General features: G+C 62.9%; 16 protein-coding genes and 1 tRNA gene. 10 read left to right on the top strand and 7 right to left on the bottom strand.

Annotated features, from left to right (window positions below; genetic code table 11):
- On the bottom strand, positions 1 to 381 hold a 381-nt coding region (locus VG320_RS09780; RefSeq protein WP_327199912.1), incomplete at its 3' end, for an RBBP9/YdeN family alpha/beta hydrolase.
- A gap of 198 nt (positions 382 to 579) precedes the next feature.
- On the opposite strand from VG320_RS09780, the gene VG320_RS09775 reads away from it, so the two are divergent.
- On the top strand, positions 580 to 2,298 hold the full coding sequence (locus tag VG320_RS09775) for a glutamine--tRNA ligase/YqeY domain fusion protein (RefSeq protein WP_327199911.1): 1,719 nt from the start codon (positions 580 to 582) through the stop codon (positions 2,296 to 2,298).
- Between the two features lie 72 nt (positions 2,299 to 2,370).
- Here the strand turns inward: VG320_RS09775 and VG320_RS09770 are convergent, their stop codons facing one another.
- Complete coding sequence (locus VG320_RS09770; RefSeq protein WP_414696008.1) at positions 2,371 to 2,868, bottom strand: NUDIX hydrolase; 498 nt, start codon at positions 2,866 to 2,868, stop codon at positions 2,371 to 2,373.
- Positions 2,828 to 3,214 carry a hypothetical protein gene (locus tag VG320_RS09765; protein WP_327199909.1) on the bottom strand — a complete coding sequence of 129 codons (387 nt, stop codon included), beginning with the start codon at positions 3,212 to 3,214 and terminating at the stop codon, positions 2,828 to 2,830. The genes VG320_RS09770 and VG320_RS09765 overlap by 41 nt, the downstream gene beginning before the upstream one ends.
- A 262-nt stretch (positions 3,215 to 3,476) precedes the next feature.
- Here VG320_RS09765 and VG320_RS09760 point away from each other — a divergent pair, with 262 nt between their 5' ends.
- Complete coding sequence (locus VG320_RS09760) at positions 3,477 to 3,719, top strand: hypothetical protein (RefSeq protein WP_327199908.1); 243 nt, start codon at positions 3,477 to 3,479, stop codon at positions 3,717 to 3,719.
- A gap of 24 nt (positions 3,720 to 3,743) precedes the next feature.
- On the opposite strand, the gene VG320_RS09755 is transcribed toward VG320_RS09760, so the two are convergent.
- Positions 3,744 to 5,174 carry a cytochrome-c peroxidase gene (locus VG320_RS09755; RefSeq protein WP_327199907.1) on the bottom strand — a complete coding sequence of 477 codons (1,431 nt, stop codon included), beginning with the start codon at positions 5,172 to 5,174 and terminating at the stop codon, positions 3,744 to 3,746.
- Positions 5,175 to 5,420: 246 nt separating this feature from the next.
- On the opposite strand from VG320_RS09755, the gene VG320_RS09750 reads away from it, so the two are divergent.
- From VG320_RS09750 to VG320_RS09740, 3 genes are all read left to right on the top strand, one after another.
- Positions 5,421 to 7,001: an acid phosphatase gene (locus VG320_RS09750; RefSeq protein WP_327199906.1), complete on the top strand. Its 1,581-nt coding sequence runs from the start codon at positions 5,421 to 5,423 to the stop codon at positions 6,999 to 7,001.
- A 192-nt stretch (positions 7,002 to 7,193) separates the two neighbouring features.
- A complete protein-coding gene (locus tag VG320_RS09745) occupies positions 7,194 to 7,676 on the top strand; it encodes a PH domain-containing protein (RefSeq protein ID WP_327199905.1) in 483 nt (160 codons plus the stop codon).
- A gap of 118 nt (positions 7,677 to 7,794) precedes the next feature.
- Positions 7,795 to 8,217 (top strand): hypothetical protein, encoded by a 423-nt coding sequence (locus VG320_RS09740; protein ID WP_327199904.1) that lies wholly within the window; start codon positions 7,795 to 7,797, stop codon positions 8,215 to 8,217.
- Positions 8,218 to 8,299: 82 nt separating this feature from the next.
- Here VG320_RS09740 and VG320_RS09735 read toward each other — a convergent pair.
- Positions 8,300 to 8,376 (bottom strand) — tRNA-Arg (locus VG320_RS09735).
- A 125-nt stretch (positions 8,377 to 8,501) separates the two neighbouring features.
- Complete coding sequence (locus VG320_RS09730) at positions 8,502 to 9,332, bottom strand: undecaprenyl-diphosphate phosphatase (RefSeq protein ID WP_327199903.1); 831 nt, start codon at positions 9,330 to 9,332, stop codon at positions 8,502 to 8,504.
- Positions 9,333 to 9,979: 647 nt separating this feature from the next.
- Here VG320_RS09730 and VG320_RS09725 point away from each other — a divergent pair.
- The 4 genes from VG320_RS09725 to VG320_RS09710 all read left to right on the top strand — a co-directional run bounded on the left by VG320_RS09725 (position 9,980) and on the right by VG320_RS09710 (position 14,201).
- Positions 9,980 to 10,891, top strand: coding sequence for an aldose epimerase (locus tag VG320_RS09725; RefSeq protein WP_327199902.1), 912 nt, complete (start codon positions 9,980 to 9,982; stop codon positions 10,889 to 10,891).
- Positions 10,892 to 11,101: 210 nt separating this feature from the next.
- Positions 11,102 to 11,848, top strand: coding sequence for a peptidoglycan DD-metalloendopeptidase family protein (locus VG320_RS09720; RefSeq protein WP_327199901.1), 747 nt, complete (start codon positions 11,102 to 11,104; stop codon positions 11,846 to 11,848).
- A gap of 689 nt (positions 11,849 to 12,537) precedes the next feature.
- Entirely contained in the window at positions 12,538 to 12,846 is a 309-nt protein-coding gene (locus VG320_RS09715; RefSeq protein WP_327199900.1) for a DUF2288 domain-containing protein, read from the top strand.
- Between the two features lie 50 nt (positions 12,847 to 12,896).
- Positions 12,897 to 14,201, top strand: a complete 1,305-nt coding sequence (locus VG320_RS09710; protein ID WP_327199913.1) for an MATE family efflux transporter — start codon at positions 12,897 to 12,899, stop codon at positions 14,199 to 14,201.
- A 22-nt stretch (positions 14,202 to 14,223) separates the two neighbouring features.
- Here VG320_RS09710 and VG320_RS09705 read toward each other — a convergent pair whose 3' ends face one another.
- On the bottom strand, positions 14,224 to 14,391 hold the full coding sequence (locus VG320_RS09705; RefSeq protein ID WP_327199899.1) for a hypothetical protein: 168 nt from the start codon (positions 14,389 to 14,391) through the stop codon (positions 14,224 to 14,226).
- 142 nt (positions 14,392 to 14,533) lie between these two features.
- Between VG320_RS09705 and VG320_RS09700 the strand changes: the two genes are divergently transcribed.
- Positions 14,534 to 14,713 (top strand): hypothetical protein, encoded by a 180-nt coding sequence (locus VG320_RS09700; protein WP_327199898.1) that lies wholly within the window; start codon positions 14,534 to 14,536, stop codon positions 14,711 to 14,713.
- The last annotated feature ends 148 nt before the right edge of the window (positions 14,714 to 14,861 follow it).

The raw sequence follows: 14,861 nt of genomic DNA, 5'->3' as shown, positions 1-14,861 counted from the left end.
CGGCAGCGCGGCAAGCGGTACCGGATCGAAACCGCTTGCCTCGTGCGGGAATTCGGGGCCATGCGGGTCTGGCAACGCCACCAGCAGCGCGCCCGCCACTTTTTCCAGCGTCGCGGCGCTCGCGTGGCGCGCGGCCCAGTGCGCCACCGTCAGGCAACCGAGGCTGTGCGCCGCCAGCAATACGCTGTGCCCGCCAGCGGTCACAGCGGCCAGCGCCGCTTCCAGCACGGCGCACCACGCGTCGCAGTCCGGCTGCATCCAGTTGGGCATCTGCAGGCGCTCGAAGCCCGTGTGCGCGGCTTCCCAGCGCGTTTGCCAGTGTCCCGGCCCCGAGTTCATATAGCCCGGCAGCACCAGCACGCGCGGTTCGATCATCGTCATTTTTTCTCCGTCAAAGTGAGCGCGACGCTACACTGCGGCGCCTGGACTGGCGGGAAAGGTCGCGTCAGGTAGAATGGAAGGCACCACCGGCGCGCGGTGCGGCTTCGGCAGGGATACCGTCAACGACCATCGTCAACGACCCATCCCGCCGACAGGCTGGCCACTTGTACCGCGCCCTCGAACGACTTCCCTTTTCGCATGAATACCGAACGTAAAGACGCCGACCGCACGGACGCGCCTGCGGCATCCAATTTCATCCGCAACATCATCGACGACGACAACCGCTCGGGCAAGTGGGCGCAGCGCGTGGAAACGCGCTTCCCGCCGGAGCCGAACGGCTATCTGCACATCGGCCACGCGAAGAGCATTTGCCTGAATTTCGGCGTTGCGCAGCGCTACGACGGCGTCTGCCATCTGCGTTTTGACGACACGAACCCCGAAAAGGAAAGCGTCGAATACGTCAATTCGATCATCGACGCGGTCACCTGGCTCGGCTTCGAGTGGAAGAAGGAAGAGAAGGAATACCTCTTCTACGCAAGCGACTACTACGACAAGCTCTATGAATTCGCCGAACTGCTGATCCAGCGCGGCAAAGCGTACGTGGACAGCCAGTCGCCGGAAGAGATGCGCGCGAACCGCGGCTCGGCCACGGAAGCGGGCAAGAATTCGCCGTTCCGCGAGCGTTCGGTCGAGGAAAACCTCGACCTGTTCCGCCGTATGAAGGCGGGCGAGTTCGAGGAAGGCGCGCACGTGCTGCGCGCGAAGATCGACATGGCAGCGCCGAACTTCAATCTGCGCGACCCGGTCATTTACCGCATCCGCTTCGCTCATCACTACCGCACCGGCGACAAGTGGTGCGTGTATCCAATGTACGACTACACGCACTGCATTTCGGACGCGCTGGAAGGCATCACGCATTCGCTGTGCACGCTGGAATTCGAAGATCACCGACCGCTTTACGACTGGGTGCTCAACGAACTGGCCGACGCCGGCGTATTCGCACGTCCGCTGCCGCAACAGATCGAATTTTCGCGCCTGAACCTCACGTACGCGATCACCAGCAAGCGCAAGCTGCTGCAACTCGTGACCGAAAATCACGTAGACGGCTGGGACGATCCGCGTATGCCGACCATCGTCGGCGTGCGCCGCCGCGGCTTCACGCCCGAAGCGATCCAGCTCTTCTGCGAGCGCATCGGCGTGACCAAGGTCGATTCGTGGATCGACATGAGCGTGTTCGAAGGCGCGCTGCGCGACGATCTCGACGACAAGGCGCCGCGCGCGACCGCCGTGCTCGACCCGCTCAAGCTCATCATCGACAACTTCCCCGAAGGCCAGACCGAGCCCTGCAGCGCGCCGGTGCATCCGCATCATCCGGAGCGCGGCAATCGCGAGTTCGTGTTTTCGCGTGAACTGTGGATCGAGCGCGAGGACTTCCAGGAAACGCCGCCCAAGGGCTATTTCCGCCTGTTCCCGGGTAACAAGGTGCGCCTGAAGTACGGTTTCGTGGTCGAATGCACGGGCGCGGAAAAGGACGCCGACGGCAATATCGTGGCCGTCCATTGCAACTACTTCCCGGACAGCAAATCGGGCACCGAAGGCGCCAGCAACTACAAGGTCAAGGGCACGATCCACTGGCTTAGCGCCGACAACGCCGTGCCGGCCGAAGTGCGCCTCTACGACCGTCTGTTCCGCGAAGAGCAGCCCGATGCGGGCGGCCGCGACTTCCTCGAAGCGCTGAACCCGGGTTCGAAGCGCGTCGTTCAAGCGTACGTCGAACCGGGCGCGCGCGACGCGGCGCCGGAAGACCGCTATCAGTTCGAGCGTCACGGCTACTTTGTCGCCGACCGCTACGACTCGAAGCCGGGCGCGCCGGTGTTCAACCGCATCGTCGGTCTGCGCGATAGCTGGGGCAAGTAAGCGCCCCGCCGCTGCCAGAAGCAAAAAAGCCCGCACTTCATCGTGCGGGCTTTTTTACGTGCGCCAGCCGCGTTAAACGCATTCGTGCAATTGCGCGAGTGAAAGCGTGGTGGCAAACAGGCGCGCGAGGCTGCGGCTCGCGAACTGATCGACGTCGGCGGGCATGGTCCACCGCCAGGCGTCCATCTCGGGAATCATCACGCCGTCATGGCGGCGCGGAAACATCGACACGCACACGCAGCGCGACAGGTCCAGTTCGCTCTCCAGCGCACGCGCGGCGAACAGATGCAGATCCTTATCGCGCCGATATGCAAAGCGCCCGAGATCGAGCAGACGCGCCGGAGCGATGGCAATGCCCGTTTCCTCGACCATCTCGCGCAGCGCGCTCTGCGCCTCGGTTTCGCCGGGCTCGCCCTGCCCCTTCGGTATGTCCCAGTGGCCGGTGCCGGTCGCATGCGCGAGCAGCACCCGGCCGTGCGCATCGAGCAAAACGATGCCGCACGAAACGATCTTCCCTGTCACTGCGCCCTCAATGCTTCTTCTGATAGACCAAGGCGCCGTCGCCGACACGGCAGAACTGCGGACGCAGCTTCATCGACTGGCCTTTGGCGTTGATCACCACGTCCGAGTCGCGGCAGGTCTTGTCGCCGGTCTTTTCCGTGTTGGTGGGCGTAATGGTCGCGTCGATCTTGACCGGGTTGCGCAGCCCGTCGTTGTTCCAGTTGACGGTCTCGCCGTCCTGCTTCGTGGCGACGGCGTTACGCACCGCCTGCGTCAGCGAGTTGTAGTCGGCCTGCTTCATCCACGCGGCCGGCGTGTCGTTGAGAAAATTCAGGTTGGCGGCGTGGGCGGCCGGCGCGATCGCCGCTACGCACACGGCAGCGAGACCAGTCAGTACACGGGGCAAGGTCGACATTCGAACGTTCTCCTGGAAGGGGCTTGGGTCGGCCATCTCATCAAACCATCCCGAAAAGAATAGCACGCACCCTATTTTTGCCCTGCGCATCTGTCCGGCATGGCGACGCACATTCCCGGCGGATTCCTGTTCATTCCTGGCGGATTCCCGGTTCACTCCTGATTTGTTCCCGGATTTTTAGGATTGGTCCGATGGAGCGTCGGGCAGCGAAAACATAAAGTTTCCCTGTCATCCGCTTATGCACGAACAGGAGTTTTCCGTCATGACCTACGCCATCGCACTACGCATCTTCGCCGTCATGCTGGCCCTGCTGTGCATCGGCCTGATGTCGCTGATCGCCCACCACACGCATGCCCCGCAAACCGATCGCTCGATGCCCAGCTTCGCGATCCGCTTCGATCAAACCCCGCGCTGGCCCGAGACCGTGCTGCGCGGCGGCGCGATCTGCCTGCTGGTTTCGTTCGTCCTCCTCACGGCGATCTGCCTGCTGATCGCGGGCATCTGAGTCGACGCCCGCGCCTCGCGCGATTCAATGCGCCGCAGGCTGCCAGCCGTCGGTCAACGTGCCGAGAAACGCGATCACATCCTTGATTTCGGCCTCGGTGTAGACCGGCGCGTCGCCGGGTTTGCGATCGAACGGCGCTTCGGTATTCAGATTCGTCCAGTACTGGCGCGGCAGATCGTCGAACTTCTGCACGCGGCCCTTCACTACCGGATAGAACTCCTGCGGATTCGTATCGCGTCGCGCATAGAAGCGCATCACGTCTTCCAGCGAGTGATAGATGCCGTTGTGAAAGAAGCTCTTTTTGAGCACGACGTTGCGTAACGTTGGCGTGCGGAAGAGTCCGCAAAACTCATCGCGGTGATCGAGGTCGGTGCGCTCCGGACCGCATGCGCCCAGATCGAAAAAGCGCGGATCGCGATTCACGGCGAGCGTACGATTGCGCGGCACGCCCACGGCAATCAGCCCGAAATCGCTGAACTGCGGCGGCGAACCGTCCTTCGCGCGCTGGCTGATATGGCAACTCGCGCAATTGCCCTTCTTCTCGTCGTTGAACAGTTGCAGACCGCGCAGCTCGGCCGCCGTGAGCGTGGCCTTGCCCGCGAGATACGCGTCGTACTTGCTCGAATACGGATAGAACACGTCGGGCGCCTGCTCGAAGGTTTCGAGCGATTTCAGCACGGCCTTGAAGGTCGCGTCCTCGTCATCGAAGATGTGCTCGCCGAACGCCTCGCGAAACGCATTCGCGTAAGCCGACGCGCGGACGGCGTCGGTGACCTTGCGCGGCGTGCTCGCCATCTCGAACGACGAGAGCAGCGGAATGCGCGCCTGGTCCGCGCCGTGGTCGACGCGGCCATCCCAGGTGAGACCGCCGGTCGGACCGGCATCGACGCTTTCATCGCCTTCGTCGTCGGAATCGTGATAGTGCTCCGAGAACGCCGGGACCGCCTGCAGATACTTCAGCGTGGGCACCGCGCGCATGCCGGGGCGGCGCATGTCCGCGCCGCCGATCTGCACGTCGAGCGCGTTGGTGGGCGTGAAGGCGCGATCGGGACTGTGGCAGGTGGCGCACGACATCTTGCCCGAACCGGACAGCGACGGATCGAAGAACATCTGCTTGCCGAGCGCAGTCATACGGCGTACCTGCGCGTAGACTTCGGCGCGCGACTGGCCGTGAGGCGCAGCACCAGGCGCCGCAGCGGCGTTCGTCGAGATCTTCATCAACTTTGCGCCGTTGCTGCCGCTGTTGCTGCCGCTGTTGCTGCTCTTGGCGCTCGCATCGCGCGCGCTTGCGGCGTTATTTGCACCGCTTTTTGCAGTGTCCGTCTGGGACGTGCCGCCGTCGCAAGCCGCCAACGTTGCGAGCACAACCACCGCCAGCACCCGCCTTGCCACATACGCGTGGGTCCCCGCGCGAGTCCCAATCTGCGTCGAGCGACGCGCCAATCTACGCAACATGAACTGATCCCCGGAACGTTTTTGCCGATGCGCTCGATCACGCATCGAAGTCGCGCAAGCGTATGTCAGCGATATGACGTTCAGATGACGCAACGTAATGTATTCGTCATGCAATCACAGGGATTAGAAAAGCTAAATGTAATTAATTACACATAGCTGTCAAATTCGGTTGAGACACTTCGCCTCGCCCAACGGCAGGCGCTCCTCCCGCGCCGGCTCAGGGGACCCCAACGCGAGAGAGAAAAAATGATCAAGAAAAAATGGTTCTATGCGACGCCGATCGCAGCGGCTGCGGCGGCCCTCGCCGTCGCCGCGTGCGGCGGCAACGACGTCAAACCGGGCCTGGCATCGGTGAAGAACATCGTCGTGATTTACGCCGAGAACCGCAGTTTCGACAACCTCTATGGCAGCTTCCCGAACGCTAACGGTCTGCAGAACGTGACGACGGCAAGCGCCCAGCAGCTCGACCGCGACGGCTCCGTGCTCGCCACCTTGCCGACGGTCTGGAACGGCCTCACGCAAACCGGCGTCACGCCCGCCATCACGGCCGCGATGACCGAGAACATGGCGAATGCGCCGTTCGCGATCGACGATGCGAAGGGCTATAACGTCCCGCTTTCGACCACGACGCGCGACCTGTATCACCGCTTCTACGAGAACCAGATGCAGATCCACGGCGGCAAGAACGACATGTTCGCCGCGTGGGGCGATTCGGGCGGCCTCGTGATGGGCCACTACACGACGAGCGCCGAAAAACTGCCGCTCTGGAAGATCGCCCAGCAATACACGCTCGCCGATAACTTCTTCATGGGCGCGTTCGGCGGCTCGTTCCTGAATCACCAGTGGCTGATCTGCGCGTGCACGCCGTTCTACGCGAACGCCGACACGGCCGCCGCCAAGCCGGCCATCTCGACCGTGAACGCCGATGGCGTCTCGCTCACGCTCGCATCGAACTCGCCGGCATCGGCGCTCACCGGCGTGCCGAAGTTCGTCAAGTCCGGCAACCTCACGCCCGACTTCTACGCCGTCAACACGATGCAGCCGCCGTATCAGCCGAGCGGCAACGCAGCGGCTTCGGGCGGCGATGCCAACCTGGCCGACCCGAGCGCCGCCACCACCCTGCCGCCGCAGACCTCGCAGACGATCGGCGACCTGCTGTCGAACGCGGGCGTGTCGTGGGCGTGGTACGGCGGCGCGTGGGGCGCGGCCGTCAGCGCGGTGCAGAACAGCACCTCGAACGTGATCTACGGCGCCAACATGACGGCGCCGAACTTCCAGCCGCATCACCAGCCGTTCAACTACTTCTCGAATTACGCGCCGGGCACGGCTGCGCGCACGACTCACCTGCTTGACGGCGGCATGGACGGCAGCGAGTTCATCAAGGCCATCGACGCGGGCACGCTGCCCGCCGTGTCGTTCTACAAGCCGCAGGGCAACCTGAACGAACACGCGGGCTACACCGACGTGGCAAGCGGCGACCAGCACATCGCCGATGTCATTTCGCATCTGCAGAAGAGCCCGCAGTGGAAGGACATGGTTGTCGTCGTGACCTACGACGAAAACGGCGGCTTTTGGGATCACGTCGCGCCGCCCAAGGGCGACCGCTGGGGTCCGGGCTCGCGCATTCCGGCGCTCGTCATTTCGCCTTACGCGAAAAAGGGCTACGTCGATCACACGCAGTACGACACCACGTCGATCCTGCGCCTGATCACGCGCCGCTTCGCACTGCCGACGCTGCCGGGTCTCACCGCCCGCGACACCGCGCTCAAGAGCAATGGTGGCCAGGCGATGGGCGACCTGACCAACGCGCTCGACGTGAAGCTCTAAGCCGCGCAGACCATCGACAGCTGGACATCAGGGTGTGTCCAGCTTTCCTTCCGGGCAGCCCAAGCTTGGCTTCGGCTGCCCTTTTTTTCGCTCGAAGAAGGCCTCGAACGCGACTTTTGACCACAGCTCCTGTTCTCCGTCATCGCCTACCCTGAATTTAGTTGCTTAGGCAAGTTTTGATGGAGGTCAAGAATGAGGCGCGTCGAATCGACATTGCCGCCCGGCGAGCGGGTCGTTTATGAGGGTCACTTGAGCATGTGGGCGATGGGCCCGTGGCTCAGCTTCGGCATCGTGTTGATGGTCTGGGGCGTACTGCTGGGAAGTCTCGACGATGCGGTGATTTCAGCATTGCTGCTGTTTGTCGGCGGGCTACTGATGTTTGGCATCGTCGTCGCCCTGTTGCTGACGACGCAACTGGCGCTCACGCGCAGGCGCCTGATCGCCACATTCGGGATTTTCAGGCCGCGCCGCGTGATGTTCGAACTCGGCGAGGTGCGGCGCGTGCATGTGCGTCAGGGGCCGATGGGCGCGATTTTCGACTACGGCACGCTGGTGATCGGTCGCGGCGCCGCGCCGGCGTTGCGGATCGCGGGGATCGAGAAGCCTTTTACGTTTCGCGAACGACTTGCGCGGCTGCGCGATGCGTTGGTGGTGCAGTTGAAGATGGCGGCTTGAGGAGCAGGTTTGCGAGCCTCGCGTAGTGTCGGCGCGACGGGCAACAAGGCTTATTTCCGGTTTGCGAAGCGACAGGCTAATCTAGCGGCTTTTCGCAAACCGGGGAAAGCAGGACGCAATGAAACAGATGGTCACGTTGGGTGCAATCCTTGCCGTCACGGCAATCACTCCGTCATTCGGGCAGAGCGTGAATGGCAAGCCCTGGCCGGTTCAACAGTCAGCCAGATGCGCGGCCGTTAATGATGAGGCCGCAAAAGACAGCGTCCCGTATGAGTCCGCGCAATCCGGGTACACGGTTGCGGGCGCGGGCCGCCTTCAGTTCTTCTACGCTCCGGCGGCCGACTGCGAAATGAAGGGGGTCTTCGTCATCCCTGGCGATCAACTGGTCGCCGACGAGGAATATGCGGAATTCGCTGCTGTGACGTACGTCAACCCGAAGACGGGAGAGAAAGTCGAGGGGTGGGTCGAAGGCCGCCGGCTCGCCAAGAACGGCAATAGTGCGGACTTGAGCGAGGAATCGACGGAGAATTCAGGGCATTGATGGCGCGCTGCCCGCCCGGATACATGAACGCCAGAAAGCAAAAAGCCCGATCGCAATGACCGGGCTAAATGCTAGAAAACACTGGCGCGACAGGAGGGGCTCGAACCCCCGACCCTCGGCTTAGAAGGCCGATGCTCTATCCAGCTGAGCTACTGTCGCGTGGGAAATCTGCGTCTTGAGGGCCGCGCGACGCGCTGTTAAACGCCTCGCGGACAACGACGGGCGTGGATTATACCGCGATCGCCCGCGCGCCGTGGCCGCTCCCTACGCGACACTCATCGGGATCAAACCGGTTGCGGATGCATCACGAACCAGCCGAGGAAGATCGCGCCCGCGATCACGCAATACAGACCGAACGACGCCAGACGGCCACGCCCCTCGAAATAGCGCATCAGGAACTTCACGCTAAGCCATGCAGCGATGCCGGTCAGCACGCCACCGACGAGCGCCGTCGTGAGCTGGTCGCGCGCGTGGAACAGCTTCGGCAGCTCGAGCACGCCCGCAGCGAAGATGATCGGCGTGCCGAGCAGGAACGAGAACTCAGCGGCCTTTTCCGTTGTGAGACCGGCGGCGTTGCCCGCGATCATCGTCAAACCGCTGCGCGAAAAGCCCGGAATCAGCGCGCCAATCTGCGCGAGCCCCACCAGAAACGCCTGACGGAACGTGAGCTTTTCAGGTGCGCGGTGCATGCGCGCCTGTTGCAGACGATCGCCGAGCCACAGCAGCACACCGTTCACCATCAGCGCCGCGGCGACGATGCGCAGATCGTGAAAAATCGCCTCAATGCGCTTTTCGAGCACCAGACCGACGATGCCCGTCGGGATCGTGCCGATGATGAGCGCCCACATCATGTGACCGTCGTCGTTCTTGCGCCCGCCCAGCGACGCGAAAAAACCGCTGATCAGCGCAACCCAGCGCGCGCGGAAGTACCAGAGCAGCGCGACGGCGGTGCCAAGGTGCAGGGCGACGAGGAACGGCAGCAGTTGCGGCGCATGCTTGTCGATATGCATACCGAACAGCGCCGGCACGAGCAGCGTGTGGCCAAGACTGCTGACGGGGAAGAGTTCTGTGACGCCTTGCAGCACGCTCAGAAACAATAGAAACGAGAGACTCACGCGGGGGATCCTCGGAAGGGTTTGGACGGAAACGCCGGACCATCGCGCGGACGGCGCGGCAAAGCGCCCCGATTATGCCTGGCCCGAATTGCAGCGCCAAGCATCAAGCCGCATTTGTCGGAAAAGTTACCGCATCGCAACAAAATAAGGCTGCGCTAAGCGAGACGGGTGTAGAAGCGAAAACGCGGCGAAATGCCAACAGCCGCGCTCAGGCGGCCCGTTTTGCGAACAGGTGGGATTCTTGCGGAAACCGGCCCGCAGGCCGGCGAAAGACAGTCGTAAAACAGGCAGCCGACGTTGCACCGGCCGCGAAAACCGTGCGCGCCTAGCGCGCCATTTTGTAGAAGAAGTACGCGCTGCTTCCGATGAACAGGCTGAAGAGCCCCATTCCCATGGCCATTGCGAGATCCATCTTTGCGCCCTCCTTCGTCACGGCTGCGTTACGACATTCATTGCTACATATGGAAACGTGCGCTTACGCACAGTCACACATTCGTAACCGATTATGAGCGCAGCGCCTTTTGAGCGACACCCCACGATTTCCCGACGAGGGTTTTCACGCATTCGAAAGCGGCGCACAATCCGCAGGCGCCCCCGGCGCGGCGTCCCTTCACGCACTTCCTTCAACCTTCTCTCGAAGCCACGACATGGAAAACCGTCCCCCGCACGACATCCTCGAACTCAACAGCGGCGCGTCGACGCTGCGTTTCGCGCCGTGGGCCGGCGGCCGGCTGCTGTCGTGGCACGTTGGCGGAGAATCCGTGATCCGTTGGCCCGAGAATGCGAACTGGGAGCAACCTGCGCGCGTGCGCGGCGGCAATCCGCTGCTGTTTCCGTTTCTCGGGCGTCATTTCGTCGATGGCCAAATTGGCCGCTGGCGTGATGCACAAGGCGTCGTGCGCGATCTGCCGATGCACGGTTTTGCCCGCGATCTTCCTTTTGTGGCGGAGGTCGATCCGGACGGCCGCGGCGTGCGCATGACGCTCACGGATTCGCCGGCCACGCGCGCGGGCTATCCGTTCGCGTTCCACTTCGAGGCGCTCTACCGCCTCGCCGATGATCACGCGCTCGACGTCACGCTCACCGCGACCAATACCGGCGACACGCCCCTGCCCTGGTATGCGGGCCATCACTTCTACTTCGAATTGCCGCACGCGCAACGCGCCCAGAGCACCCTCGAGATGCCGCCCGCGCAACGCCGCCACCAATTGCCCGACGGCTCGATCAGCGCGCCGGAGCCGGGCGTGACGCAGTATCGGCTTGACGATGCGGGCATCATCGACCGCTTCCATGTGCTCGAGCCAACGCCGCCGGCAACGCCCGTGCGGTTCGTCACGCCAGGCCTGAACCGCGCCGTGACGATCGATCTCGATCGCCCGGATTCGCTGCCGTGGTACGCGGTGACGACCTGGACCGAGGCCGCCGATTCCGACTTTTATTGCGTCGAGCCGTGGCTCGGTCTGCCCGATGCGATCCACAACGGTCTGGGCCTGCGCTGGCTCGCGCCGGGCGTGACCGAATCGGCCACGCTGCAATTGCGCGTCGAATCGCTCGGCTGATCTTGCAGGCTGGAGCACTCGCCGATACGCGCGGAAATCACGCCGCACGGGCGCCAGGCCCCTGCGGCAAGTAACGTGCGCGCTATGCACGTGGTGCGATTCGTCAGGCAATAAGCGCAAGCGCGGCTTCAAACCCGCTAAAATCGGACGTTTTGCCGTCGCGGCGCCCTTCTCCGGGGCGCCGTGGGCAGCGTCTAGCGAGGTCCAACGTTGGGAAAGGAATTCACCAAAGGATTCAAACGTTTTGCATGCGGTTTTGCATGTGCGGCGCTCGTCGCGCTGCTCGCTGCATGCGGCTCGGCGCCGGTCGGCCCGGGCTTCTATCGCGTCGAACGCGGCGACACGCTCTACAAGATCGCGCGTAGCAACCGGCAATCGGTGTCGAGCATCGTGCGCTGGAACAATCTGTCAAACCCGGATGCGATCGAAGTCGGCCAGGTGCTGCGCGTCTCGCCGCCGGCCGGCTCCAGCGCAGCTTCAAGTGCCGGTGCGCAACGCACGACGCCGCGCGCATCTTCGTCGGCTTCCGCTGCGGCATCGACGCCGCGCGATAGCGCCGACACAGCGAGTTCCCCGGCCGCGTCTGCCGCGCCGATTTCGCTTGTCTGGCCCAGCCCCGGCCAGGTGATCCGCAACTTCGACGGCCGCGACTCGAAGGGTATCGACATCGTCAACAGTCCCGGCACGCCTATCGTCGCCGCTGCGCCTGGCACCGTCGTCTACGCGGGCAACGGTCTGCGCGGCTACGGCAATCTGCTCATCATCAAACATTCGGGCGATTACCTCACGGCCTACGCACACAATCAGGCGCTCTTCGTGAAGGAAGGCCAGGCCGTTGCGCAGGGGCAAAAGATCGCCGAAATGGGCAGCAGCGACAACGATCGCGTCATGCTCCATTTCGAGCTGCGCTATCAGGGCCGCTCCATCGACCCGGCGCGCGACCTGCCGCCGCGCTGATTGCCTCACATCGAAGGGCACTCTGTACGCGCAAGCATGCCCTTCGATCTCCGAAAGAAAAAAAGCCCGGCATGGCGCCGGGCTAACGGGGGTTTGGCGCATATCGGCAAAGGACCGGTTTACCATGCGCCGAATGGCAATCTATCAACGCCCCCCCCACGGCGCAATCACTTAATTGAGCGGAAAATGTGACGCGGCGCACGGTTTATGGACCGTAACAATTCCCGATCGTGAATCGTCGTGCAGACATCACCACATTCGCGCATAGAAATACGCATTGCAGCGCACTTCGCGCAATTGCTGGAAATCGTCGCAAACGCTTGTGGGATGGGCATCTGCGCATGTTTGCAAAGGGTCGCAAAAGGGTGCGTGGGAGCGCTTTCTGCCGCGCCGCATCAAGCTCTTGCGGGCATTCGCGCGGCCCCCGCCAATTGGTGTGCAAACGCACGCAAGAGCGCAATTAACAGCGCGAGTGGGATTTTTGAAACACCCGAATTAGCAGCGGCGATGGCCGTTTAATGTGTGATTTGAGCGTTTTCTTTAATTCGTTATTCGTCCGATTAATTGACTCTCATCACAAGTCGTCTTCGATTTCCGGCTGAAGAAACCGCGTTCCTCGCGGATGCGTTCTGCCCTTACCGATGCGACCTATCGTTTATAGTATCGGCCGAAACTTCAGGCCCAGAATCATGACTACCCACGACGCGACTCCTAGCCCTCTCTACGCCAAACTGCTCGGCGAAACCGCCAAGATCGACTGGCAGGACCTCGAACGATTTTTCGCGCAGGGCAAACTGCTCTCCGTGGTGCGCGACCTCGACCTGGTGAGCGTCGCCGAAGCGATCGCCAACGATGACGGCACACAGGTCGCGCAGTGGCTGTCCGCCGGCCATATCGAACGCATGCAGGCCGAAACCGCTGCCGATTACGCCGCACGCAAGCCCGAACTCTGGGCCGTTGTGGTCTCGCCCTGGGTCTGCGTGCAGGAACGCAGTTGAGCGGCGGCGAGGCGCTGCCAACGCACGGAGGCTGGCATCGGCGTGTGCTGATGCTCGCCTTCCCTATCGTTCTCGCGAATCTCACGCAACCGATTCTCGGCGCCGTCGATACGGCAGTCGCCGGGCACCTGGGTAGCGCTGCGGATCTGGGCGGCGTCGCGCTTGGCGGCCTGTTTTTCAACTTCGTGTTCTGGGGCTTCGGCTTTCTGCGCATGGGCACGACGGGGCTCGTGGCCCAGGCCCATGGTGCGGGCGATCGCGCGGCGTTGCGGCTGAACGTTGTGCGGGCGTTGCTGCTGGCGTGCAGTATCGGCGCGCTCATTCTGCTCGTGCAAGGCCCGCTGATTCGCTATGCGCTCGAACTTATCGGCGGCAGCGATGAAGTGCAGCACAATGCGCGGCTGTATTGTCACGCTCGGATCGGGTCCGCGCCGTTCGCGCTTGCGAACTATGTCGTGCTGGGCTATCTGCTGGGCACGCAGCGCGTGCGTATTGCGCTCGCCGCGCAGTTACTCATCAACGCCGTGAACGTGATTGCCGTACTCGCATTCGTCTACGGTTTCGGATGGGGGATCGCCGGGATCGGTGCCGCGACGGCGACCGCCGATGTGGTGGGCTTCGTGTTCGGTGCAGCGGTTTTGTGGCGGCTACGCCCACGCGGACTCGCGCCGATCGCGTGGCGCGCGCTCACCGAACCGGCCGCGCTCAAGCGCCTCGTGGTCATCAATCGCGACATCTTTCTGCGAACCATGTGCCTGCTCGGCTCGTTTGGGTGGTTCGCGCATGTGGGCGCGCGGCAAGGCGATGCGGTTCTCGCCGCCAACGCCCTGTTGCTCAATTTTCAGACTTTCATGGCCTATGGGCTCGATGGATTCGCGCACGCGGCGGAGGCCCTCGTCGGTGCGGCCATCGGTGCGCGCGATCGCCACGCGTTCCGGCAGGCGGTGAAGGTCAACCTGCTCTGGTCGGCGGTGGGTGCGCTCGGTTTTTCACTGGTCTATTGGAGCGCCGGCGGCTGGATCATCGACAAGCTCACCGACCAATCCGCCGTACGCGCTGCCGCATTGGCGTTTCTGCCTTGGGCGGCACTCTCGCCGCTCGTTTCGGTGTGGGGCTTTTTGCTCGATGGCGTCTTCATCGGGGCGACGCGCACGCATGAGTTGATGAAGGCCATGGCGATCTCTCTCGCCGTCTTTCTGGTCGCTTCGTGGGCACTCGTGGGGCCGTTCGGCAATCACGGGCTCTGGATCGCCCTGCTGATCTTCATGGGGGCGCGCGGCCTCACGCTGATGCCCATGCTTGGGCGCGTCACGGGCGCGATTGCGCCGCCGCTGGAAGTGCAACAGGCGCCCTGAGGCGCCTGTTTTTTATCGGGCCTTATTGCGCCTTCGGTGCGTCGATCATCGTAGGCGGACGGTCGTCTGTCGGCACGCCGTGGTAATCCGCCGGATCGTGAGGCGGCGGCCCATGATGCTTGTTCGTCGTATCGTCGGCGCAAGCGGAAAGCAATGCGGCCATCGCAATGGCCACCCAGGCTCGTGACATCAGCACAAACTCCTTCAAGAAATGTTGCCGCGCAACAGTCTAACGGCTGTCCGTCGAATCTGGCGGCTCACCAACACAGCTATTTTTTCTCGCCGGATGCTGTCCTAAGATAAGGACATGGCTGCGACCCAAGGAGGCTGCCATGGATGCCGAAACTATTGCGGGACTGATTGGGCTGGCTGTCGGCCTGCTGGTGCTACTAGGTTTGTCGATCTTCGAGTCGAGAGCCTATCGGCAGGAGCATGACGGCGAGGGCATGATGCACCACTGGTTGTCCGAACTTCACGTGCTGGATCGGGTGCGCATACGCCGCAGGCACTGAGCAGGTTTTGCGGGAGCCGATTGGTCGGCTCTTCCTACGATTGAACGTGGCTCTGGTTGCCTTAGTTGAGCGACCGGGGGATGCGTTTTTTTAGCGCACTCAGGTTGAGATCAACTTGGGTGCGTTTGAATTTTCACGTGCTTTTCTG

It is taken from the genome of Paraburkholderia sp. (assembly GCF_035948235.1).
GTDB lineage: Bacteria > Pseudomonadota > Gammaproteobacteria > Burkholderiales > Burkholderiaceae > Paraburkholderia.
Note: the sequence above shows the minus strand (reverse complement) of the source record. Positions and strands in the feature narration are given on the sequence as shown.